The 21,608-nt window shown below is 48.6% G+C and carries 20 protein-coding genes; 19 read left to right on the plus strand and 1 reads right to left on the minus strand.

Annotated elements, in window-relative coordinates; translation table 11 throughout:
* Positions 1-11 precede the first annotated feature (11 nt).
* Complete coding sequence (gene gap / locus J3B89_RS10505) at positions 12-1,022, minus strand: type I glyceraldehyde-3-phosphate dehydrogenase (protein WP_215397524.1); 1,011 nt, start codon at positions 1,020-1,022, stop codon at positions 12-14.
* 197 nt (positions 1,023-1,219) lie between these two features.
* Here gap and malQ point away from each other — a divergent pair, with 197 nt between their 5' ends.
* From malQ to J3B89_RS10600, 19 genes are all read left to right on the plus strand, one after another.
* Positions 1,220-3,406 carry a 4-alpha-glucanotransferase gene (malQ, locus tag J3B89_RS10510; protein WP_215397525.1) on the plus strand — a complete coding sequence of 729 codons (2,187 nt, stop codon included), beginning with the start codon at positions 1,220-1,222 and terminating at the stop codon, positions 3,404-3,406.
* Between the two features lie 76 nt (positions 3,407-3,482).
* Positions 3,483-5,675, plus strand: a complete 2,193-nt coding sequence (glgB, locus tag J3B89_RS10515; protein ID WP_215397526.1) for a 1,4-alpha-glucan branching protein GlgB — start codon at positions 3,483-3,485, stop codon at positions 5,673-5,675.
* A 35-nt stretch (positions 5,676-5,710) separates the two neighbouring features.
* Complete coding sequence (glgX, locus tag J3B89_RS10520) at positions 5,711-7,771, plus strand: glycogen debranching protein GlgX (RefSeq protein ID WP_215397527.1); 2,061 nt, start codon at positions 5,711-5,713, stop codon at positions 7,769-7,771.
* Between the two features lie 97 nt (positions 7,772-7,868).
* A complete protein-coding gene (gnd, locus tag J3B89_RS10525) occupies positions 7,869-9,398 on the plus strand; it encodes an NADP-dependent phosphogluconate dehydrogenase (protein WP_215397528.1) in 1,530 nt (509 codons plus the stop codon).
* Positions 9,395-10,585 carry a formate-dependent phosphoribosylglycinamide formyltransferase gene (purT, locus tag J3B89_RS10530; protein WP_215397529.1) on the plus strand — a complete coding sequence of 397 codons (1,191 nt, stop codon included), beginning with the start codon at positions 9,395-9,397 and terminating at the stop codon, positions 10,583-10,585. Before gnd ends, purT begins: the two co-directional genes overlap by 4 nt.
* A gap of 170 nt (positions 10,586-10,755) precedes the next feature.
* Complete coding sequence (locus J3B89_RS10535) at positions 10,756-11,424, plus strand: DUF1707 SHOCT-like domain-containing protein (RefSeq protein ID WP_215397530.1); 669 nt, start codon at positions 10,756-10,758, stop codon at positions 11,422-11,424.
* Positions 11,425-11,454: 30 nt separating this feature from the next.
* Positions 11,455-11,880: a GNAT family N-acetyltransferase gene (locus J3B89_RS10540; RefSeq protein WP_215397531.1), complete on the plus strand. Its 426-nt coding sequence runs from the start codon at positions 11,455-11,457 to the stop codon at positions 11,878-11,880.
* 9 nt (positions 11,881-11,889) lie between these two features.
* Positions 11,890-12,288, plus strand: a complete 399-nt coding sequence (gene fos / locus J3B89_RS10545) for a fosfomycin resistance glutathione transferase (protein WP_215397532.1) — start codon at positions 11,890-11,892, stop codon at positions 12,286-12,288.
* A 115-nt stretch (positions 12,289-12,403) separates the two neighbouring features.
* The gene (locus J3B89_RS10550) at positions 12,404-12,940 is read left to right on the plus strand and encodes a hypothetical protein (RefSeq protein ID WP_215397533.1); all 537 of its coding nucleotides are present in this window, start codon (positions 12,404-12,406) and stop codon (positions 12,938-12,940) included.
* 41 nt (positions 12,941-12,981) lie between these two features.
* Positions 12,982-13,422 (plus strand): hypothetical protein, encoded by a 441-nt coding sequence (locus J3B89_RS10555; protein WP_215397534.1) that lies wholly within the window; start codon positions 12,982-12,984, stop codon positions 13,420-13,422.
* 36 nt (positions 13,423-13,458) lie between these two features.
* Positions 13,459-13,788 (plus strand): hypothetical protein, encoded by a 330-nt coding sequence (locus tag J3B89_RS10560; protein WP_215397535.1) that lies wholly within the window; start codon positions 13,459-13,461, stop codon positions 13,786-13,788.
* A 36-nt stretch (positions 13,789-13,824) separates the two neighbouring features.
* Positions 13,825-14,232: a GFA family protein gene (locus J3B89_RS10565; protein WP_215397536.1), complete on the plus strand. Its 408-nt coding sequence runs from the start codon at positions 13,825-13,827 to the stop codon at positions 14,230-14,232.
* 72 nt (positions 14,233-14,304) lie between these two features.
* The gene (locus J3B89_RS10570; RefSeq protein ID WP_215397537.1) at positions 14,305-15,459 is read left to right on the plus strand and encodes a serine hydrolase domain-containing protein; all 1,155 of its coding nucleotides are present in this window, start codon (positions 14,305-14,307) and stop codon (positions 15,457-15,459) included.
* 137 nt (positions 15,460-15,596) lie between these two features.
* On the plus strand, positions 15,597-16,295 hold the full coding sequence (locus tag J3B89_RS10575; protein ID WP_215397538.1) for a helix-turn-helix transcriptional regulator: 699 nt from the start codon (positions 15,597-15,599) through the stop codon (positions 16,293-16,295).
* Positions 16,292-16,690 carry a peptide-methionine (R)-S-oxide reductase MsrB gene (gene msrB / locus J3B89_RS10580; RefSeq protein ID WP_215397539.1) on the plus strand — a complete coding sequence of 133 codons (399 nt, stop codon included), beginning with the start codon at positions 16,292-16,294 and terminating at the stop codon, positions 16,688-16,690. The genes J3B89_RS10575 and msrB overlap by 4 nt, the downstream gene beginning before the upstream one ends.
* Positions 16,691-16,818: 128 nt before the next feature.
* Positions 16,819-18,270 carry a glyceraldehyde-3-phosphate dehydrogenase gene (locus J3B89_RS10585; RefSeq protein ID WP_215397540.1) on the plus strand — a complete coding sequence of 484 codons (1,452 nt, stop codon included), beginning with the start codon at positions 16,819-16,821 and terminating at the stop codon, positions 18,268-18,270.
* A 145-nt stretch (positions 18,271-18,415) separates the two neighbouring features.
* Positions 18,416-19,543: a M14 family metallopeptidase gene (locus tag J3B89_RS10590; RefSeq protein WP_215397541.1), complete on the plus strand. Its 1,128-nt coding sequence runs from the start codon at positions 18,416-18,418 to the stop codon at positions 19,541-19,543.
* Between the two features lie 68 nt (positions 19,544-19,611).
* Positions 19,612-21,240 carry a penicillin binding protein PBP4B gene (gene pbp4b / locus J3B89_RS10595; protein WP_251372347.1) on the plus strand — a complete coding sequence of 543 codons (1,629 nt, stop codon included), beginning with the start codon at positions 19,612-19,614 and terminating at the stop codon, positions 21,238-21,240.
* Between the two features lie 37 nt (positions 21,241-21,277).
* The gene (locus J3B89_RS10600) at positions 21,278-21,607 is read left to right on the plus strand and encodes a zinc ribbon domain-containing protein (protein ID WP_215397543.1); all 330 of its coding nucleotides are present in this window, start codon (positions 21,278-21,280) and stop codon (positions 21,605-21,607) included.
* Position 21,608: the final 1 nt, after the last annotated feature.

A 21,608-nucleotide genomic window follows, 5' to 3' on the forward strand; every position in this document is an offset into this window, starting at 1 on the left:
TATGCAACGCTTTATACGTGCTTCATAAACTCAACGGTGTTATCCAGCATACGGTTGCTAAAACCCCATTCATTGTCGTACCAGCTCATTACTTTTACCAGGCGGGCATTAACGCGGGTTTCAGTCGCATCAAAAATAGATGATTTCGGGTTGTGGTTAAAATCAACCGACACCAGCGGTAAGTCGTTTACTGCCAGGACTTCAGCCATAGTGCCGGATGCTGCGGCTTTACGGATAATATCGTTAACTTCATCAATAGAAGTATTGCGGCCGGCAATAAAAGTTAAATCTACCAGCGACACGTTAAGGGTGGGTACCCGTACAGCTAAACCATCAAACTTACCTACCAGCTCAGGTACAACCAGGCCAACAGCAGCGGCAGCACCGGTTTTTGTTGGGATCATCGACATAGCAGCGGCACGGGCACGGCGCAGATCAGTGTGATACACATCGCTCAAACGCTGATCGTTGGTGTAAGCATGAATAGTGGTCATCAGGCCGGATTCAATACCCAGTGCATCGTTTAATGGCTTGGCAATAGGTGCCAAACAGTTAGTGGTGCAGGATGCGTTAGAAATAATGTTCATTTGCGGCGTTAAAATCTGATGGTTTACGCCGTATACAATGGTAGCATCAACGTCTTTAGCCGGAGCTGAAATAATAACTTTCTTCGCACCGGCTTCTAAATGCGCACCGGCGCTTTTACGATCGGTAAACAGGCCGGTACACTCCAGCACTACGTCTATATTCAGTTGTTGCCATGGTAAATTAGCCGGGTTGCGCTCGCTTAATGTCAGGATCTCGTCCTGATTAACATAAATAGCTTTGTCGTTGTGTTCGACATTGGCAGCAAAAATGCCGTGCGCAGTGTCATACTTCAGCAGGTGAGCATTAATAGCGGCATCGCCCAAATCATTAATGGCAACCACTTTAATATCGTAATTTTTGCTGCTTTCATACAAAGCTCGCAGCACATTGCGGCCAATGCGGCCAAAGCCGTTAATCGCGACACGAATAGTCATATTAACCCCGTTAAATAGATGTTCTGAAATGAGACAAACAAGTTGTGTAGTAAAATTACATTATTTAGTGAGTTTTTCAAGTTTTAAACCACGCAAAACCGGTTTTTATGTAATTTAATGACATAAATGAACAATGACTTTAATGGCAATGCCGCCTAGAATGAGCGGTAGCCAACTGACTAGACTAAGGATTTCTCATGGACGCCACCTTACAGGCTGAACTGATTGCATTTTGTGGCATTGAAACCGATTTTAACGATGCCTGGGGAAACCCCAGCACGGTAACTGAACAACACCAACTGCAACTGCTGGCTGCACAAGGCTTTGACATTGAAGATGACGAAACGGCACGCTTGCAATTACTTGAACGGCAGTTGGATTTTTGGCAGCAACCATTGCAGGCGGTATCAGTGCAGCGCGTTGATGAGCCATTGCAGCTGTTGCTGCAGGTCGCGCTTGAGCAAGCCAATATGGAGCTTGTTTTTACCCTGACAGCAGAAAATGGCGCTGAGCAGGTATTTAAACTAACACCGGTAGAAGGCGAACTGGTGCAGGTAGTGGTACTGGATGAGGTGGAATACCATCAGTATCAGCACCAGCTGCCAGAGCAGCTGCCAACCGGTTACCATCAGCTTAGCCTGAACGACACTGCTTTTACACAAAAGCTGATCATTACGCCTGGGCAGTGCTTTGTGCCGCAAAGCTTTAGCAGCCAAAAGCAATGGGGTATTGCGTTACAACTTTATGGCCTGCGCTCAGAGCGCAACTGGGGTATTGGCGACTTTACCGATCTTAGCGATACCGTTAAATACCTGGCTGGTGTTGGTGCCGATTTTATTGGCCTTAATCCTATTCATGCGTTGTATCCGGCAATGCCTCAAAGCGCCAGCCCGTATAGCCCGTCGTCACGGCGCTGGCTGAATGTCAGCTATATAGATGTTACGGCAATGCCGGGTTTTAGCCTGTGTGCCCGCACGCAAAGCCTGGTTAGCGCACCGGCTTTTGTGCAGCAGCTTACGCAGCAACGCAGCAAGGATTTTGTTGATTACAGCGGCGTAATGCAGTTAAAACTGCCGGTAATGAAAAGCCTGTATCAATGGTTTGTAGGGCAAAAAGGTGGCAGCAATAAAGCGCTTAGTTCAGCCTTTAGGCAGTTTAAAGCCGATGGTGGTGCCAGCTTGCAGCAACTGGCACTGTATGATGCCTTGCATGCGTATTTGTATCAGCAAGACAGCATGCACTGGGGCTGGCCAAACTGGCCGGAACAATATCGCGATCCGCAATCGGATGCTGTGCAGGCGTTTGCCGCTAAACATCAGGCTGAGCTGGATTTTTACTGTTATCTGCAGTTTATTGCCCAGCAGCAACTGGCACAGGCACAACAGGTGGCAAAAGACGCAGGTATGTTGCTGGGCCTGTACCGTGATTTGGCGGTAGGTGTCAGTGAGGCGTCAACTGAGATATGGGGCAACCCGGATTTATACTGCCGTGATGCCAGTGTCGGGGCGCCGCCTGATCCGTTGGGGCCAGCCGGGCAAAACTGGGGCTTGCCACCGATGTATCCGTATCAGCTGTACAAACAGGGTTATCAGCCGTTTATTGATTTGCTGCGTGCCAATATGCAGCATGCCGGTGCACTGCGTATCGACCATGTTATGGCATTGCTGCGCTTATGGTGGGTGCCCAAAACCGCCGAAAACGCCGGTGGTGGCGCTTATGTGTATTACCCGATAATGGACTTACTCGGCATACTGGCGCTGGAAAGCCAGCGCAACCAGGCGGTGATTATCGGAGAAGATTTAGGTACCGTGCCTGAGGGGGTCCGCGACTTGCTGGCACAGTACAATGTGTATTCTTACCGGGTATTCTTTTTTGAAACCGCAGCTGATGGCGGCTATATCTCGCCAATGCATTATCCGGTACAGGCCATGGCCACGCTGACAACCCATGATCTACCCACCTTAATTGGCTTTTGGCATTGTGAAGATTTACGCCTGGGTAAAGATCTTGGTCTGTATAAGGATGACGCGCAGTTGCAGGGCCTGTATGCACAGCGCCATGCCAGTAAACAGCGTATTCTTGATTCATTACACGGCCACCACAGTTTACCCGGCGATTACAGCCGCAGTGCCGAGAATCTGGGTATGGATCAAACGCTGAACTACGCCATGCAGCGCCATCTGGCTGCAACGTCCAGCCAGCTTTTATGTTTACAGCTGGAAGACGCCTTGCAAATGACACAGCCGGTAAATATTCCCGGTACCAGCAATGAATACCCGAACTGGCGGCGTAAACTGTCTGAGCCAATAGAGCAGTGGAGCCAAAACCATGATATCAGACAATTATTTACTGATATCAGCAAGCAGCGTAAAGCTGCAAACTAAGCAATGGCGTAAAAAGCCATAGCCTTTATGGCTGTGGCTGTTAAGGTAGAGACAGAAAAACTAAAAAGGACAGGCGATGAGTTTAGCGTTATTACAACAGGTTAACTGTGCAGAACCCTTCTCGTTATTAGGCTGGCAACCGCTGAAGGATAACAGCAGCGCCGGGTTGCTGCTGCGGGTATATCTGCCACAGGCGACTGCGGTGAGCGCATACTCTGTTAAAAGCGGTAAGTTACTGGGTGAGCTGACAGCAAACAGCGATTATCCGGGCGTATTTGAGCTGGTACTGAGCAAAAAGCGCAAAACGGAAGCTTACCGCCTGACAGTACAACACGGCGAATATCAGTACCCGTTGTTAGATCCTTACCAGTTTACCGATGAAGCTTTTTACGCTGTGCACTATGTTGCCAATGAACCCGAAAACCTGTACCGCCAGCTTGGTGCCCAGTTAATTACGCTGGATGTAGCCGGTAAAAGTGTTAATGCTACCCGTTTTGCGGTATATGCGCCCGACGCTTCCAGTGTTAGCCTGATTGGTGATATGAACAGCTGGGATGGCCGGAACCACCCGATGCAACGCACACATTGCGGGCATTGGGTATTGGTAGTGCCTGAAGTGGCCGCAGGTGTGCGCTATAAATTTGAAATTAAAGATCGCAACGGCCATTTGCTGCCGCATAAGGCTGATCCTATGGCATTTTATGCCGAGCAGTATCCGTCGCACGCTTCTTTAGTGTACGACCACAGCCGTTACCAGTGGCAGGACGATAACTGGCGTGGCCGTAAACTAAGCAATCCGCTTAATAGCCCGATGAGTATTTACGAGCTGCAGGCCGGTTCCTGGCGTCGTGGTAAAGATAACCAGATGCTGAGTTACCGCGAGCTGGCTACCCAGCTTATTCCTTACATTCAGGATATGGGTTATACCCATATTGAACTGCTGCCAGTGATGGAGCACCCGTTTGATGGCTCCTGGGGCTATCAGCCGCTGGGGTTATTTGCGCCTACGTCACGCTTTGGCTCGCCGGACGATTTTAAATACTTTGTTGATGCCTGCCATCAGGCTGGTATTGGCGTTATTCTGGATTGGGTTCCGGCACATTTTCCGGAAGACGGCCACGGTTTAGCCCGGTTTGATGGCAGCCATCTGTACGAATATGCCGATCCGCGCCGCGGCTGGCACCCGGACTGGAATTCCTGCATTTATGATTACGGCAAAGACTATGTGCGCCAGTTTCTGGTAGCCAGCGCGCTGTACTGGCTGGAGTATTTTCATATCGACGGCCTGCGTGTTGATGCCGTAGCCTCAATGCTGTACTGGGATTATTCGCGTAAAGAAGGCGAGTGGATCCCCAATATTGATGGCGGTAACCACAACTACGAAGCCATCAGCTTTTTCCGCTGGTTTAACAGCGAAGTGTACCGCAAGTTTCCGCACGCTATGACTATTGCAGAAGAATCTACCTCGTTTGCCATGGTATCGCGGCCCGTAGATATGGGGGGCCTGGGCTTTGGCTTTAAATGGAATATGGGCTGGATGAACGACAGCCTGCGTTATATCAGCAAAGATCCGGCATACCGGCGTTATCACCATAACGATCTTACGTTTTCTATGGTTTATGCCTATAACGAAAACTTTATTTTGCCGCTGTCGCATGACGAAGTAGTACACGGCAAGGGCAGTTTACTTAATAAAATGCCTGGCGATGAATGGCAGCAGGCGGCAAATCTGCGCGCTTATTACGCTTATATGTTTGCACATCCGGGCAAAAAACTGAATTTTATGGGAAATGAGTTTGCTCAGGGCCGTGAGTGGAGTCACACACAAAGCCTGGACTGGCACCTGCTGGATTACGATAAACACCGCGGCATGCAGCAATTGCTGCGGGACTTAAACCACACATACCGGCGTTGTGCACCACTGTATGAACTGGATTATGCGCACGAAGGTTTCCGCTGGCTGGATCATCAGGACGCCGACAACAGCACCCTGAGCTTTTTACGCCGTGACGGTAGTGGCAATGCGCTGTATGTGGTGTGTAACTTTACCCCACTGCCGCGTAATAACTTTTTACTGGGTGTTGAGCAAGGCGGCGAATATGAAGTTATTCTGAATACCGACAGTAGCTATTACTGGGGCAGCAACTATACAGTAGGGACGGCATTACACAGTACAGCAATGCCGTATCATGGTTTAGCGCAGCATATTTGTTTGCAATTGCCGCCACTGGCCACACTATATTTGCGTAAAAAGGGCCACGCCGGTTAGCATAAACAACATTAGTACCTGAATAGAGCAACGCGATGAGTAACCATATTCCTTTACTAAAGCTGTCATTTGGTACCGCATCGCCACTGGGCACAACTTACGCTGCTGATAAAGAAGGCGCTGGCAGTTGGAATTTCGCTGTATTTGCCCCTGATGCGACCAGCTTAACATTATGTTTGTATCAGCCAGATACTGAAGAGCTGCTGGGCGAGCTGAAGTTTAGCGGCCGTACCGGTGACATCTGGCATATAGCGGTAGCCGGTATTGCAGAGGGCACCTTGTATGCGTTAAAAGCTGATGGCCCGAATGACAGCGATTTGGGGTTAGTGTTTGATAAAGACCGCCTGTTGCTTGACCCTTACGTAAAGCAGCTAAACCGCACCTTGAGTTTTAACGAGCGGCTATACCAGGCCAAAAGCCATTATATGCTGGCCAAAGGCGTGCTGGTACAGCAACAGTTTGACTGGCAGAACAGCGTAAAACCGAAAATTCCACGGGAAAAAACGGTAATTTATGAAGCCCATGTGAAGGGCATGACTATGTTGCACCCTGATGTGCCGCAAGAGTTACGCGGAACCTACCTGGGCTTATGCCATCCTTCAGTTATCAAGCACTTACAAAATCTGGGTATTACTACCTTACAGTTGTTGCCGGTAGCTGCATTTTTAAGTGAACCGCGGTTAAACAAGCTGCAGCTTAGTAATTACTGGGGGTATAACCCGGTAAGTTTTTTTGCCCCAGAGCCCCGTTATCAGTATCAGGACGCTGTAACTGAGTTTAAAACTCTGGTGCGCAGTTATCATCAGGCCGGTATCGAGGTTATTTTAGATGTGGTGTTTAACCACACGGCAGAAGCAGGCGAAGACGGGCCGGTATTAAGCCTGCGTGGCCTGGCTAATAAACATTATTATCTGTTTGAAAGCCATGCCGATATTACCGACTTTAGCCAGCATTGTAATTACACTGGTTGTGGCAATACGTTGAATGTGGCCCACCCGGTAACACAAAAACTGGTGATGGACGCACTGCGTTACTGGGTTGTTGAGATGCAGGTGGATGGTTTCCGCTTTGATTTAGCCACGACACTGGCGCGTGAGCATAAACGTTTTAATCCATACGCTGCATTTTTTCAGATTATCGCGCAAGATCCGGTACTGTCGCAGGTCAAACTGATAGCCGAGCCCTGGGATGTTGGCCCTGGTGGTTATCAGTTAGGGCAGTTTCCGGCGCACTGGTCTGAATTAAATGATAAATGCCGGGATACTTTCCGTGCTTTCTGGCGCGGTGATAAAGGCGTACTGCCTGAATTTACCACGCGTTTGCTCGGCTCACGCGATATCTTCCAAAAACACCATAAACCGGCTTGCTGCAGTGTTAACTATTTAAGCTACCACGATGGTTTTACCCTGCATGATGTGGTCAGTTATAAAGAAAAGCATAACTGGCTGAATGGTGAAGAAAACCGTGATGGCCATAATCACAATTTAAGTTGTAATCATGGTGTGGAAGGCCCGAGTAAGGATGTGTCAGTGCGTGCCAGCCGCTACTTACACAAGCGTAATCTGGTGGCTACCTTATTGCTGAGCCAGGGCATGATCCACTGGCTCGGTGGTGACGAGCTTAGCCAGACTCAGCGTGGTAACAATAATGCTTATTGTCAGGATAACGATATCAGTTGGCTCGACTGGCACCTTGACAGCGATGAAGAGGATTTCCTGCATTTTGTGCAGCAAATGATGGCATTTAGGCGAAAGTTCCGCTGTTTACAGCAATTGTCGCTACTGGACGACAGCTATCAGTTGCACGGTGATAAACATCAGATCCACTGGTATTTACCGGATGGTACCGAGAAACAGCAACACGACTGGCATGATCCTGAACGGCACAGCTGTGTGTTTAAAATTACCAATAAAGCCAACCAGGCCAGCTTATTGTTTGTTTTTAATGCTGAAGCCAAAGTGCAACTATTAACCCTGCCGGAACACAGCTGGCAGTTACTGTTCGACACCAGCGTAGATAAAGGTTTGCTGCAAAGCCGCAGCACCAAGCTTACAGAGTACCGGCAGAATGCCCACAGTATCTCAGTATGGCAGTAGGTTTATCAGCATGTTTTCAGTATAATGCGCGCCGTTTACAAGCAACTGCCGGCGTGCCGGCAGCGCGCAAAAATGAAAAATAATGAAGGAATGTCAGATGACAGACACAGCTGCACTTTGTGATATCGGTTTTGTCGGCGCCGGTGTAATGGGTAAAAACCTGATCCTGAACCTGGCAGATAACGGCTACCGCGTAGCGGCCTTTGATTTAGACCACCAGAAACTGGAAGCTGTACTGGCGCAAGACAAAGCTGAACGTGGCGACAAACCGGCCCGCGTTATAGCCTGCAGCTCTTATACTGAATTACTGTCACGCTTATCGGCACCGCATTTAGTAGTGTTATCTGTACCTGCCGGTAAACCGGTTGATGATGTCTGCCATAAATTAATCGACGCCGGTATTCAGGCTGATGACATTATTGTTGATACCGGCAACAGCTTGTGGACAGATACCGTGGCGCGGGAGAAAGATTTTGAAGGTAAGTTTATTTTCTTCTCTACTGCCGTATCCGGCGGTGAAGTAGGTGCCCGTTTTGGCCCGTCGTTAATGCCAAGTGGCGATCCATACGCCTGGACCCGTATTAAACCGCTATGGGAAGCCATTGCCGCTAAAGTTGACCCTGCCACCGGCAAACCGATAGAACGCTTTGAACCGGGTAACCCGGTTACCGAAGGCGAGCCTTGCGCCACCTACATTGGCCCCAGCGGCTCTGGCCACTATGTCAAAATGGTACATAACGGCATTGAATACGCCGATATGCAGCTGATTTGCGAAGCTTATCAGGTTATGCGCGACATTCTGGGCATGCCGGCGGCAGAAATTGCAGAAGTATTTAAAGGCTGGAACGAAGGCAAGCTGCACAGCTATTTAATTGGCATAAGTGCTGATGTGCTGGCCACCAAAGATTCTGAAACCGGCCTGCCGCTGGTTGATGTGATTATGGATAAAGCCGGGCAAAAAGGCACCGGTTTGTGGACTGCCGTTAGCAGCCTGCAGCTTGGCAGCCCGTCACCTACTATTGCCGAGGCAGTGTATGCCCGCTCTTTATCTGCGTTAAAAAGCGAACGGGTTAAAGCTGCTACGGTATTGGCTGGCCCGGCGCAAAATTTGATTTCGCCAGAGCAAAAAGATGAGATTATTCAGGCGCTGCACGATGCATTGTATTGCGCCAAAATCTGTGTTTATGCGCAGGGCTTCCACCTAATGAAAACCGCAGCTGATGAACATGGTTGGCAGCTTAATTTTGCCGAAATAGCTAAAATCTGGCGTGCCGGCTGTATTATCCGCGCGGTATTTTTGCAATCTATTACCGAAGCGTATGAGCGTAACGACGAGTTGGAAAACCTGCTGCTGGACCCGTTTTTCGCCAAACAAATTTCGGTTTATCAGCAAAACTGGCGCAAAGCCGTAGCCAATGCCACGCTGGCCGGTATTCCTGTAGCGGCACTTAGCTCTGCACTAAGTTACTACGATTCTTACCGCACTGCGGTATTACCGGCAAATCTGTTACAGGGACAACGTGATTATTTTGGTGCTCATACCTTTGAGCGTACCGACAAAGCCAAAGGTAAAATGTTTCATGTTGATTGGAGCAACCCGAAACGGCCAATGGTGAAAATAAAATGACAATTAAAGCAATAGGTACCCCGGGCACGGCCAACAGCACTAAAGTACTGTTATTAGGCGCCGGCGAACTGGGCAAAGAACTGTGTATTGAACTTAAACGCTACGGTTGTGAAGTTATAGCAGTAGACCGTTACCCCAACGCACCGGCAATGCAGGTAGCCGACAAAGCGGTAGTGATGTCGATGCTGGATAACGCTGCACTGCGTCAGCTGGTAATCAGTGAAAAGCCAGCTTTAATCGTGCCGGAGCTCGAAGCGATAGCTACCTCAGTATTAATTGAGCTGGAAGACTGTGGTTTTAATGTTGTACCCAGTGCTAAAGCCGTTAACCTGACCATGAACCGCGAAGGCATTCGCCGTTTAGCCGCAGAAGAGCTAAAACTGGCCACTTCGCCGTTTCAGTTTGCCAGCGATAAAGACAGCTTTACTGCAGCGGTTAAGGCCATTGGTTACCCTTGTGTGGTTAAACCGATCATGTCATCCAGTGGCAAGGGCCAGAGTGTACTGCGCTCAGACGCAGATCTGAACGCCGCCTGGCTTTATGCCCAGGAAGGTGGTCGTGCCGGTAAGGGCAGGGTAATTGTTGAAGGTTTTATCGACTTTGATTACGAAATTACGCTGCTCACGGTAAATTCGGTGTCCGGTATTCAATATTGCGAACCTATTGGTCATCGCCAGGAAAAAGGCGATTACCGCGAAAGCTGGCAGCCACAAGCCATGAGTGACAAAGCTTTTGAAACAGCCAAAAGCTATGCCAAAGCAGTAGTAGAAGCTTTAGGCGGGCGTGGTTTATTTGGCGTAGAGCTGTTTATTAAAGGTGACAAGGTGTGGTTTTCTGAAGTATCACCAAGGCCACACGATACTGGCATGGTAACGCTGATTTCACAGCAGCTAAGCGAATTTGCATTGCACGCCCGTGCTATTTTGGGCCTGCCCATTCCGCATATTAAGCAATACGGCGCTGCTGCATCTGCCGTGCTGCTGGTGCCTGGCAACAGTGCTGATATTCAGTACCATGGCCTGGCAGAAGCATTAGCCGAGCCCGATACCGAACTGCGCATTTTCGCCAAGCCGGAGATACAGGGCGAGCGGCGTATGGGCGTAGCGCTGGCGCTGAGTGATAACGTAGAAGCTGCCACGCAAAAAGCGCTTAACGTTATTAGCAAGCTTAGCGTTACGCTTAAGTAAGGCTATAAAACGTTTAAAAAACCACCTGCGGGTGGTTTTTTAATGCCAGTCTGTTAAATGAACTATAAGCCGAAAAACGCCATTAACATTTTGATACCAAATACCGATGCCTGTCTGCTTAGTCTGTGCTAACGTTTTAGCGATAAAACAATCTTAGCAGGAGCTTAGTTATGGCCATTGATGCCAGTGGAGTAAAAATAGAAGATCGGCCGTTTGATCAGGTACGGCAGGAAGCAATAGATCAGCTGATTATGAATTACAGCCACGGCATTATATCGGCAGAAGCCTTTGAGCGGCGGCTGGATGTCGCAACTGATGCCAAAAGCCACCAGGAACTGATAGACGTGGTAGCCGATTTAACCCTGCTACCCGACCATCAGTATCAGCAACAGCGCCAGCGTAGTTTTTCTCCCCGTTATCAGTCCGGCAATGATACCCGCAACGAGAATATGCTATGTGTGCTGTCATCCAATCAACAGCGCGGCCAGTGGTTGGTACCTGCTGAAATCAATATTATTAATGTGCTGGGCTCTGTTGAGCTGGATTTTACCGAAGCGGTTTTTCAGCACCAGCATATTGTTATCCGGGTAAATAACTGGATTGGCAGCCTGGATATTTTGGTACCCGAGCAGGTTAATGTGGTATCGAATATGTTTAATATTATCGGCAGCACCAATAACCAGGCGCAATCGATGGGGGAGCGTCAGGCACCGCAGATTGTGATAGAAGGTTACTCCATTCTGGGGTCATTGGATGTGAAGCTAAAGCAGACGATGAAAGAAAAATTCAGCAGCTTTGCCAATCAATTTCGTCAAATGTTTGGTTTTGATAAAAAGTAAGCTGGATGATTGTAAGGATAGGCAGAGCAGATGCAGGAAATAACCCTCAGCGATGATAAATCGCGGCTTGATATTGGCAAAATTCACCATTTTCTTAGTACAGAAAGCTCCTGGGCCAAGGGCATTCCGCTCGATACTGTGTGCCGCAGCATTGCACATTCGGTGTGTCTGGCGGCTTATACCACAAACCAGCAAGTAGGTTTTTGCCGCATTATTACCGATCAGGCGACCTTTGCGAATTTGGTCGATGTTATTGTCTGGCCGGAGTATCGCGGCCACGGCATCGCCGCAAAGTTAATGGCAGCAGTGCTGCAGCACCCCAGCGTAGCGAATGTACGCCGCTTTACGCTGGCTACATCGAATGCGCATGGTTTATACGCCAGATACGGTTTTACCGCACTCAATAAACCTGAGACTTTTATGGAAATCTACCGGCCGGATATTTATGCCACTTAAGAAGTTACTATGCTGCAGGGTTTAAACCATATCACCATCGCTGTAAGTGACTTAGAGCGCTCGCTGGCGTTTTATACCGGGTTGCTTGGTATGAAAGCACATGTGCGCTGGGATGGCGGAGCCTACCTTAGCCTTGGTGGTGTCTGGTTTTGTTTATCCTGCGATAAGCCTGCACCAAGCCTGGATTATTCTCATATTGCTTTAGATATTGCAGAGCAGAACTTCGTTGAATTTGTAGCCAAACTGCGTCAAGCAGGTGTATCAGAGTGGAAGCAAAACAGTAGTGAAGGGCTATCTGTTTACTTTCTCGACCCGGACGGCCATAAGCTGGAAACTCATTGCGGTGATCTGCAAACGCGGTTAGAGGCATTAAAACATAAGCCGTACGCAGGCTTGGTATGGTTGTAAGTTGAATTTCAGGTTAATCATTTGGATTTAGCCTGAGTCCTATCAATACGGTGGCGCTATAAAGAAACAGCGATTATACCTATGACATTGTTTGTGCTTTGCAGGCTTGTCATTAATGAGCAGAATAGAGCAGTACCATACGGTTACCCGGCGTTTAATTATAATGACGCTGATTTGTGTACTACTTTTTGCGTCGATATTTGCTGTTAGTTATGTGCTACAGCAAAGGTTTTTGCTCACCAGTGCCTGTTTTCTTTGCGGTATAGTGGGAGGCTTTGTCAGTATCCAGCAGCGGCTACCTAAAGTGAGCAATACCGAACTTGGTATGTTAACAAAGTCCTGGTTCCAGATTTTATTGGTGCCGATTTTCGGTGGGGTATTTGCGCTGGTGCTGTATTGCGTATTTTTATCCGGTATTATTTCAGGCCATTTATTTCCCGAGTTTTTTGTACCGCAAGCTGGTAGCAACGGGCCGGACGATCAGTTTATGTGGGATATTTTTAGCAAAACCTATCCCAAAACTACAGAAGACTTTGCGAAGTTGTTATTCTGGTGTTTTGTTGCAGGTTTCTCTGAGCGCTTTGTGCCACAAATTATCAATAAAACACTAAATGGCACTGCAGATGGAAAAACGGCTAGCACTATTAAATAACGCTATGATATTCAAGCGCTTCGCCAATAACGGAGACTAAGGTGACGTTACGCAAACACAATAAGCTGTGGCTGATGTTGGCATTGTTGCTGACAATATCTGCTTGCTCGGTAAAACTTATTAGCAGCTATGACGAAAAAACCGATAACGCGGTTACCGTGCTACAGCAAAATGTTGAAATGTTTTTTGTTACCGTAGAAAGCCAGGCTGGCTTACCTGAATGCGCTTATAGTAACCATATTAGCTTTTATCAGCAGTCTAAAGTTGCTGTAAGCTCTATTGCCGTGCGGGCAAGGGCCATTCCTGATAATGACATTACGGTAGAGCAGGTGGAGCTGTTAAAAAACAGCCTGAATATGCTGGAGCAACTGCACCAACTGGGTTGTTTTACACCTGTACAGGTAGAAAATCTGCGCACCAGTTTTAACAGCAGTATTACAGCTATTTTAAAGCTTGAACTGGCGAAACGCCGTGGCAGCTAAAGTTTACCGTAAAGGGTTTAACATAAAGGGCATAGCATGAGCTTAGATGTGGCAGAACTTACAGCAACAATGCTGCAGGCTTTTAAAGGCGAGTTATCTGATAAATGGCCTGTGATAAAAGGCTATGCCGAAACAGAAGCGCAAAAGCTGGCCGAAAACTTTGCTATGATAGAGCGTTTAAGGCTGGCTGGTGATATTACGCCGGAACAGGCCAGGTTGCACCATGAGATCCAGCGTAATGCCTCGCGCACAGTGCTACTTGCTGTTAAAGGCCTTAGCCTGGTGGCGGTAGAGCAAGCAATAAATGCAGCTATGAATGCACTGAAAGACAGCGTAAACGGCGCACTCAATTTTACCTTACTGTAAAGTTAAACCAATTTAGTATTGGATCAGGGAATTATTATGTATCAGGGCGCCTGTTTGTGTGGAGAAGTAGCAATAGAAATTAATGGGCCTATCAGCAGTATTATTCACTGCCACTGCTCATTGTGCCGTAAATCAAGCGGTACGGCTTTTGCCACTAATGGTTTTGTGCAAAGTACTGATTTTACTGTAGTAAAAGGTGTCAGCCTGCTTAGCCAGTTTGCGTTTAAACCGGGACGCTTACGGCATTTTTGCAGTAACTGCGGCTCACCGGTTTACAGCAGTAACGAACAGGACCCGGCCCGTGTCCGCATCCGGTTGGGTATTTTAAACAGCGATATCAGCGAGCGGCCGCTATCGCATAATTTTTACAGCTCTAAAGCCAATTGGGAAGATTTAGACGCTAACCTGCCACGCTACGATAGCTTTGAACCGGGAAGACAATAACCAGCCTGCCTTTAATACTCTGTTGCTACGGCTCAAAAATGCCAGCTCTGATTAACCGTTACAGGAAGATATATGTATTACCCCGTAATTTTTACCTTATTATTTAGTGTCAATGTTGTAGCGGCTGAACATTATTTTCCACCCGCGGGCCAATGGCAGCAGGCAACGCCTCAAAGCCTGGGCGTTAACGCTGAAAAACTGCAACAGGCAGTAGATTACGCTATTGCCAGTGAAAACCCGGCAGCCAAGGATCAGGCTATAGTGCAGGCCACAACCTTTGGCGCGCGTGAGCCCTATGATCAGATTATTGGCCCGATGTCAGTGCGTGCCGGGGCTAACGGGCTGATAGTGTACCGGGGCAAAGTGATTGCCCAGTGGGGTGATACCCAAAAAGTAGACATGACGCACAGCATCAGCAAAACCTTTCTTACTACTGTTACCGGGCTGGCGCTGCAGGATGGCTTAATCCAAAACGTAGATGATGCAGTCTGGCCTTATGCTGTGGCAGACAGCAGTTTATTCGCCACTGAGCATAACCGCAAAATCAGCTGGGATCATTTGTTACGCCAAACCAGTGATTGGCAGGGGACATTATGGGGGAAACCCGACTGGGCCGATCGCCCCGAAGGGGAAGCCAAAAACTGGCCAAACCGGCCATTACATACACCGGGTAGCCGATACAAATACAATGATGTGCGTGTTAATTTGCTGGCACTGGTAACCACCTATGTGTGGCGTAAACCTTTACCTGTGGTACTTAATGAGCGAATTATGCAGCCAATCGGCGCCAGTGCTAACTGGCGCTGGTACGGTTACGACAATAGCTGGATAGAGCTCGATGGCCAGAAGATCCAAAGCGTGTCAGGTGGCGGGCATTGGGGCGGCGGTATGTTTATTAATGCCTGGGATCTGGCCCGCTTTGGTTATCTGTTTTTACGGGACGGGCAGTGGCAGGGGCAGCAACTGGTAAGCCGCGAATTTATTGCCCGGGCACGCACCGGCGGTGTTGCAAAGGCCGATTATGGCTATGCCAACTGGTTTTTAAATCCGGGCCGTAAAGCTTTACCGGCAGCGCCGGAAACGGCAGTAACTTTTCAGGGTGCCGGGCGTAATATTATTTATATTGACCAGCAAAACGATATTTTGCTGGTGGCACGCTGGATAGATAACGGGGATGAACTAAACCAACTGGTAGCAAAGGTATTGGCGGCTTTACCGACACAATAACTAAACGAATACTTATCCCTTCCTGCCATGCCCAATAATGCTGTTGTTATATGGCTATAGTGCTCTGCTGACACCTTCTGTCAGCAGAGCAGGTTATACTTGAGAAAGTCCTTAGAAACTCTGATAAAAACTCTGCTATGGATAAAACCGAACGCTTGTTTCGTTTAATGGATAAATTACGCTATTACCGTCACCCGGTAACAGCAGCGGTACTGGCAGCGCAATTACAGGTGTCAGTACGTACTGTTTATCGTGATATTCAAACACTGATTACCTTAGGTGCCGGAATAGATGGCGAAGCCGGTATTGGTTATTTACTGCGCAGTGGTTTTTTTCTGCCACCGTTGATGTTTGATGAGGCCGAGCTTGAAGCTCTGGCTCTGGGCTTGCGCTGGGTAGAAGTGCAGGGTGATGATGAGCTGGTAAGTGCAGCACGTAACGTGCTGGCAAAAGTTGCTGCCGCAGCACCAACAGATTTGCGTGACCGTATTAATGACATTGGTTTGCTGGCTTTTCCTGCCCTTACTGATAAAGGTGCGGCATTTTTGCGCCAGGTACGCGAGGCGATTCGCCGCGAACGGCGTGTACAGATAAGCTATATTCGTGAAGATGGTACTGCCAGCGAGCGTACTGTGTGGCCTATTATGCTGGCATTTTTTGATAGTAGCCGTATGCTGGTGGCCTGGTGTGAGCTGCGCAATGAGTTTCGCCACTTCCGGCTGGACAGAATTGGCAGCCTGATTGTACCCGGCGATCCTTATCCGCGCCGGCGTATGCAGTTAACCCGAGAATGGCGGCTGGAAATGAAACAACAGCAGCATAAGGAGCAACAATGAAACTAACCGGGCAATTAACAGAACAACAATGGCGTGAGCGCTTAACCGATGAGCAATACCGGGTTACCCGGCTTAAAGGCACTGAATACCCGTTTAGCGGCGAGTTACTACACAATGAGCAGGCCGGTACTTATCATTGTGTATGTTGCGGGGCAGAGCTGTTTTCATCAGCAACAAAATTTGATGCCGGTTGTGGTTGGCCCAGCTTCTATCAGGCGTTGGAGGGCAGGGTAAAGTATGAAACCGATACCAGCCATGGCATGATACGCACCGAAATTATGTGTGCTAACTGCGATGCTCATTTAGGCCATGTATTTAATGACGGCCCGGCGCCTACCGGCAACCGTTACTGCGTTAACTCAGTGTCTTTGACCTTCAGCGGCAAAACAGAATAAAATTTTTGTAACTGTTGTCGTAAGCTTTCAACTTCTATTACAATACGCGCCGTTGGAGCAACAGCGGCGCAGACCGTGCTTTGGCATCACCGATTAATTCATCTTACTGAAGTAAAAGGCCTCTACACATGACCCTATCGCACGCAGAGCAGTATCAGAAGAGCTGGCAGGAACGCCAGGAATATGCCGAAAACATGCAGCCGATTATTGGCCGCTTATACCGCAATAAAGGTATTGAAGTGGTGGTATACGGCCGCCCGCTGGTGAATGCCACCACTATCGACATTATTAAAGCGCATAAAAGCGTTGAGCGGTTTGAAGGGCAAAAATTGCGTTTACGCGAAAGTTTTCCGCTGCTCGAAGCAATCAGCAAAATGAACCTGGCACCTGGCCGCGTGGATATTGGTAAGCTGGCATACGGCTACATTTATAAAAATGCTGCCAACGGCACTGAACTGCAGCAGTATTTAGACCGTGAACTGGCTGAGTTGCTGGATCATGAAGATCAGGTAAAGCCGGTTGATGTGGTACTGTACGGTTTTGGCCGTATCGGCCGCTTGTTAGCCCGTTTAATGCTTGAGCGCTCTGGCCCGAGCTCTAAATTGCGCTTGCGTGCCATAGTGGTACGCGGCGGTAAAAAAGGCGATTTGGAAAAACGAGCCAGCTTGCTACGCCGCGATTCTATCCACGGCCCTTTTAACGGCAGCATCACGGTAGATGAAGAAAACCAGGGCATTAAAGCCAACGGCACCTTTATTAAAGTGATTTATGCTAATTCACCCGATCTGGTTGATTATACCCAATATGGTATCAGCGATGCACTGGTGGTAGATAACACCGGTATCTGGAAAGATGATAAAGAGCTGAGCATTCACTTTAGCAGTAAAGGCGCGGCCAAAGTGCTGCTGACAGCACCGGCTAAAGGTGAAGTGCCGAATATCGTTTATGGCGTAAACCAGCATATGATTTTGCCGGAACATAAAATTGTCTCTGCTGCCAGTTGCACCACTAACGCCATAACGCCGGTATTAAAAGCACTGGAAGATGAATTTGGCATCCGTAACGGCCATGTAGAAACTGTGCACTCATACACTAATGACCAAAACCTGATTGATAACTTCCACAGTGCTGAGCGCCGTGGCCGTGCAGCACCGCTGAATATGGTATTAACCTCTACCGGCGCTGCCAGTGCTGTGGCCAAGGCATTACCGCAGTTAAAAGGTAAGTTAACCGGTAATGCTATTCGTGTACCTACACCGAATGTGTCTATGGCTATTTTATCGCTGAATTTAACGCGTGAAACCAGCCGTGACGAGATGAACAGTTTTCTGCAGCGCACATCACTGTTTTCTGAGCTACAGGATCAGATTGACTTTACGGCCTCTACCGAAATTGTATCGTCAGATTTGGTCGGCTCACGTTACGCCGGTGTAGTAGACTCCCAGGCTACTATAGTTGATGGTGACCGCTGTGTGTTGTACGTCTGGTATGACAACGAGTTTGGTTACAGCACGCAGGTTATCCGGGTAATGAACGAGATGGCAGGCATTAAGTATCCAACCTTGCCGGTAGCGCGTTAATCTGTGCCTTTATCGAAAAGCCGCTTTTTAGCGGCTTTTTCTTTGCGCTTAACCTGTTAGAATCTTTTACACTGTGGCTCAGGGCAGTTGCGTCAGGCAGCACCTGTGTTAGTCTTTTTATCTTTTACGCCTACGGATCCGATTTATGAAAATTACCAGCAACTTTGACAGCGGTAACATTGAAGTATTACAGGCCGATTCTCCCGATAATATTCAACTGGCTATTCGCAAAGACAATCAGTCAGATTTTTACCAGTGGTTTCATTTTCGTTTAAGCACTGAACATGCGCAGTTGCATACGCTTACCATTACTAATGCCGGTGATTCTGCCTACCCCGATGGCTGGAAGGATTATCAGGCGGTAGCCTCGTATGACAGACAAACCTGGTTTCGGGTAGACACCGAATATGACGGTAAAGTGCTAACTATTAAACACTTCCCGGAAGCACAATCAGTGTATTTTGCCTATTTCGCGCCATACAGCTACGAGCGCCATATGGATTTACTGCATCAGGCACAGTCTGATTACAACTGCCAGTTGGTTGAACTGGGTGAAACGCTTGACGGCCGTGATATGAGTTTGCTGATCGTGGGGGAGCCGGAAGAGGGCAAAAAGAAAATCTGGATCACCGCGCGCCAGCATCCGGGGGAAACCATGGCTGAGTGGCTGATTGAAGGCCTGCTTGATCGCTTGCTGGATGAAGATGACGGCGTAGCAAGAGCATTGCTGAGCAAAGCGGTGTTTTATATAGTGCCGAATATGAACCCGGATGGCTCGGTACGTGGCCATTTACGTACCAATGCGGCCGGTATGAACTTAAACCGTGAGTGGCTAAACCCTTCAATGGAAAAAAGCCCTGAGGTTTATCTGGTGCGGCAAAAAATGCTGGAAACCGGTGTTGATTTATTCCTCGATATGCACGGCGATGAAAACCTGCCGTATAACTTTGTTGCCGGTAGTGAAGGCGTACCATCGTACAACGAGCGGATAAAAAATCTGGAGCAGCTGTTTAAACAAACCCTGCTGGCGGTAACCCCTGAGTTTCAAACTGAGTTTGGCTATGATCTGGACGAGCCGGGTAAAGCCAATATGACCGTTGCTACCGCCTGGGTAGGTGAGCAGTTTAACTGTCTGGCGTACACCGTAGAAATGCCGTTTAAAGATAACGCCAACCTGCCGGATGAAGCCTATGGCTGGTCTGACATACGCTCGATGAAGCTGGGCCAGGATATGCTGCCGGCCATATTGGCTGTTGCCGATAAGCTGCGTTAAATTTGCCTATGTACTTATCTGTTAAACCTGTGCTGCTAACGTCAGTTTTGCTGACGCTGAGCAGCTGTATGGCTGTGCATCAGCCGGTAGTGCCGGCAGCGGCATTACATAGCCAAAGTGCAGCACAGCTTGCAGCACTTAGTCAGGGCAATGCTCTTAACCAGAGCAATACACTGGGCCAGTTGGATGTACAGTGGCCTGAAACGACAAGCCAGCGGGCTTGGGTAAATAACCGGCGTAGTTTTGTCAGCTATCAGGGCCAGGGTGAATTACTGCTGGAGCTGGGTACCACCACAGCGTTAACGCTCAGTGTTAACGGCAAAGTATTGCATTTACGCCCCGATGCCAGCCTGGGGCAACATCTGGTTTTGGATATCAGCTCAGTTACGCGTAATGGTTTGAACCAGCTGGAACTTATTGATATAGAACCACTTGGTGCTAAAGTACGTTTGGTAATGCCTTACCCTGTATTGCAGGATGCTAAGGCGAAAGCTGGGCATTATGCCGGGTTTTCAGCCGCCGGGCTGGATGAGCTGGACCAGCTTATTCAGCGCGAAGTGGAACAGGGTTTTCCCGGAGCAGTGTTACTGATCGCCAAAGATGGCAAAATTATTAAAGAAACGGCCTATGGTTATGCCAGCCGCTATGCCAGTGATGGTACTGAGCTTAGCCAGCCTGAGCCGATGCAAACAGATACGGTATTTGATCTGGCATCTAATACCAAAATGTACGCCACCAATTACGCTATTATGCAGCTGGTCAGTGCAGGCAAACTGGATATTAATTTACCGCTGCAACATTACCTTACAGAGTATCAGGGTAACGGCCGTGAGCAGCGTCTGGTAAGTGATTTGCTGTATCACAGTGCAGGTTATGCACCAGAGGTGCACTTTCACCGGCCGGACAACCGCCATGGGCCGGCATTTTACTCGCTGGACAGGGCTCGCAGTATGCAGCTGATTGCCAGCGAAGTGCCATTTGAACGCGAGCGTGGCGGTAAAGCGGTATACAGTGATATTGATTATATGCTGCTTGGCCTGCTGATTGAGCGTATTACCGGCCAGACACAGGATGAATATCTTGAGCAGCAACTGTACCGGCCAATGGGGCTAAACAGCACCGTATTTAACCCGTTGCGTAAAGGCATAGCGCAAAGCCGGATAGCGGCAACCGAACTTGATGGAAACAGCCGTGGCGGCCGGGTAATGTTTCCGGCAGATAAACGCGGTGTGGTGCGTGGTAATGTCCATGACGAAAAAGCCCGTTATGCTTTTGATGGTGTAGCGGGGCATGCCGGTTTGTTTTCCACTGCGCGCGAAACCGCAACGCTGGCAATGCTGGCGCTGCATGGCGGCTATGGTTTAACACCGGTATTCAGCCCGGCGGTTATCCAGCAATTTGTCCGGCCCTCAGTAACAGATCATACCGTTGGTTTGGGGTGGCGCACAGCCGTGGGAGGCGATTTAAACTGGCATTTTGGTCCTTATGCCAGTGCTTATGCCTTTGGCCACACCGGTTGGACCGGAACCGCCACGTTGGTTGACCCTTACTATGGGCTGGTGGTGGTACTGTTGACGAATAAAAAACATAGCCCGGTGCGGGCCGAAGGTGAAAATAGTTATTATTTTACCGGTGATCGGTTTGAAACTGGCATGTATGGCAGCATCATGAGTAAAATATACCAGGCAATGCAGTAGGCGGTATCAGGCCGTCCGAATTGAAGGTTGGAGTGTTATGGCTATTATTTCCTGCCCGTTTTGTGGGCACAAGATTTCTGACAAAAGTGCGCAATGTAATAAATGTAAAGGTGATATCGCCGGATTAACCCCGGAAAAACGCGAATCTCTTGAACGCAACAAAGCGCTGGATCAGGCACAAAGCCTGGTTAACCATTCAATGTTTGCACTGTTATTATTTTTGGCCGGGTTTGGCCTGATGTACTGGTGGGACCCACAGGCCGGTAGCCCGCAACAATATATTGCCGGTGCTGCTATAGGCCTGGGCTTTTGCTGGTATATTATCAGCCGCGCCCGTATTATGTTTATGAAGAAAAAGCGTAAATAAG

This window comes from Rheinheimera oceanensis (assembly GCF_018831085.1).
Classification (GTDB): Bacteria; Pseudomonadota; Gammaproteobacteria; order Enterobacterales; family Alteromonadaceae; genus Alishewanella; species Alishewanella oceanensis.

What these genes read in the sequence shown, in the direction of transcription:
- gap (WP_215397524.1), bottom strand. Translation starts at nt 1,022, where the DNA reads ATGACTATTCGTGTCGCGATTAACGGCTTTGGCCGCATTGGCCGCAAT.
- malQ (WP_215397525.1), top strand. Translation starts at nt 1,220, where the DNA reads ATGGACGCCACCTTACAGGCTGAACTGATTGCATTTTGTGGCATTGAA.
- glgB (WP_215397526.1), top strand. Translation starts at nt 3,483, where the DNA reads ATGAGTTTAGCGTTATTACAACAGGTTAACTGTGCAGAACCCTTCTCG.
- glgX (WP_215397527.1), top strand. Translation starts at nt 5,711, where the DNA reads ATGAGTAACCATATTCCTTTACTAAAGCTGTCATTTGGTACCGCATCG.
- gnd (WP_215397528.1), top strand. Translation starts at nt 7,869, where the DNA reads ATGACAGACACAGCTGCACTTTGTGATATCGGTTTTGTCGGCGCCGGT.
- purT (WP_215397529.1), top strand. Translation starts at nt 9,395, where the DNA reads ATGACAATTAAAGCAATAGGTACCCCGGGCACGGCCAACAGCACTAAA.
- J3B89_RS10535 (WP_215397530.1), top strand. Translation starts at nt 10,756, where the DNA reads ATGGCCATTGATGCCAGTGGAGTAAAAATAGAAGATCGGCCGTTTGAT.
- J3B89_RS10540 (WP_215397531.1), top strand. Translation starts at nt 11,455, where the DNA reads ATGCAGGAAATAACCCTCAGCGATGATAAATCGCGGCTTGATATTGGC.
- fos (WP_215397532.1), top strand. Translation starts at nt 11,890, where the DNA reads ATGCTGCAGGGTTTAAACCATATCACCATCGCTGTAAGTGACTTAGAG.
- J3B89_RS10550 (WP_215397533.1), top strand. Translation starts at nt 12,404, where the DNA reads ATGAGCAGAATAGAGCAGTACCATACGGTTACCCGGCGTTTAATTATA.
- J3B89_RS10560 (WP_215397535.1), top strand. Translation starts at nt 13,459, where the DNA reads ATGAGCTTAGATGTGGCAGAACTTACAGCAACAATGCTGCAGGCTTTT.
- J3B89_RS10565 (WP_215397536.1), top strand. Translation starts at nt 13,825, where the DNA reads ATGTATCAGGGCGCCTGTTTGTGTGGAGAAGTAGCAATAGAAATTAAT.
- J3B89_RS10570 (WP_215397537.1), top strand. Translation starts at nt 14,305, where the DNA reads ATGTATTACCCCGTAATTTTTACCTTATTATTTAGTGTCAATGTTGTA.
- J3B89_RS10575 (WP_215397538.1), top strand. Translation starts at nt 15,597, where the DNA reads ATGGATAAAACCGAACGCTTGTTTCGTTTAATGGATAAATTACGCTAT.
- msrB (WP_215397539.1), top strand. Translation starts at nt 16,292, where the DNA reads ATGAAACTAACCGGGCAATTAACAGAACAACAATGGCGTGAGCGCTTA.
- J3B89_RS10585 (WP_215397540.1), top strand. Translation starts at nt 16,819, where the DNA reads ATGACCCTATCGCACGCAGAGCAGTATCAGAAGAGCTGGCAGGAACGC.
- J3B89_RS10590 (WP_215397541.1), top strand. Translation starts at nt 18,416, where the DNA reads ATGAAAATTACCAGCAACTTTGACAGCGGTAACATTGAAGTATTACAG.
- pbp4b (WP_251372347.1), top strand. Translation starts at nt 19,612, where the DNA reads ATGGCTGTGCATCAGCCGGTAGTGCCGGCAGCGGCATTACATAGCCAA.
- J3B89_RS10600 (WP_215397543.1), top strand. Translation starts at nt 21,278, where the DNA reads ATGGCTATTATTTCCTGCCCGTTTTGTGGGCACAAGATTTCTGACAAA.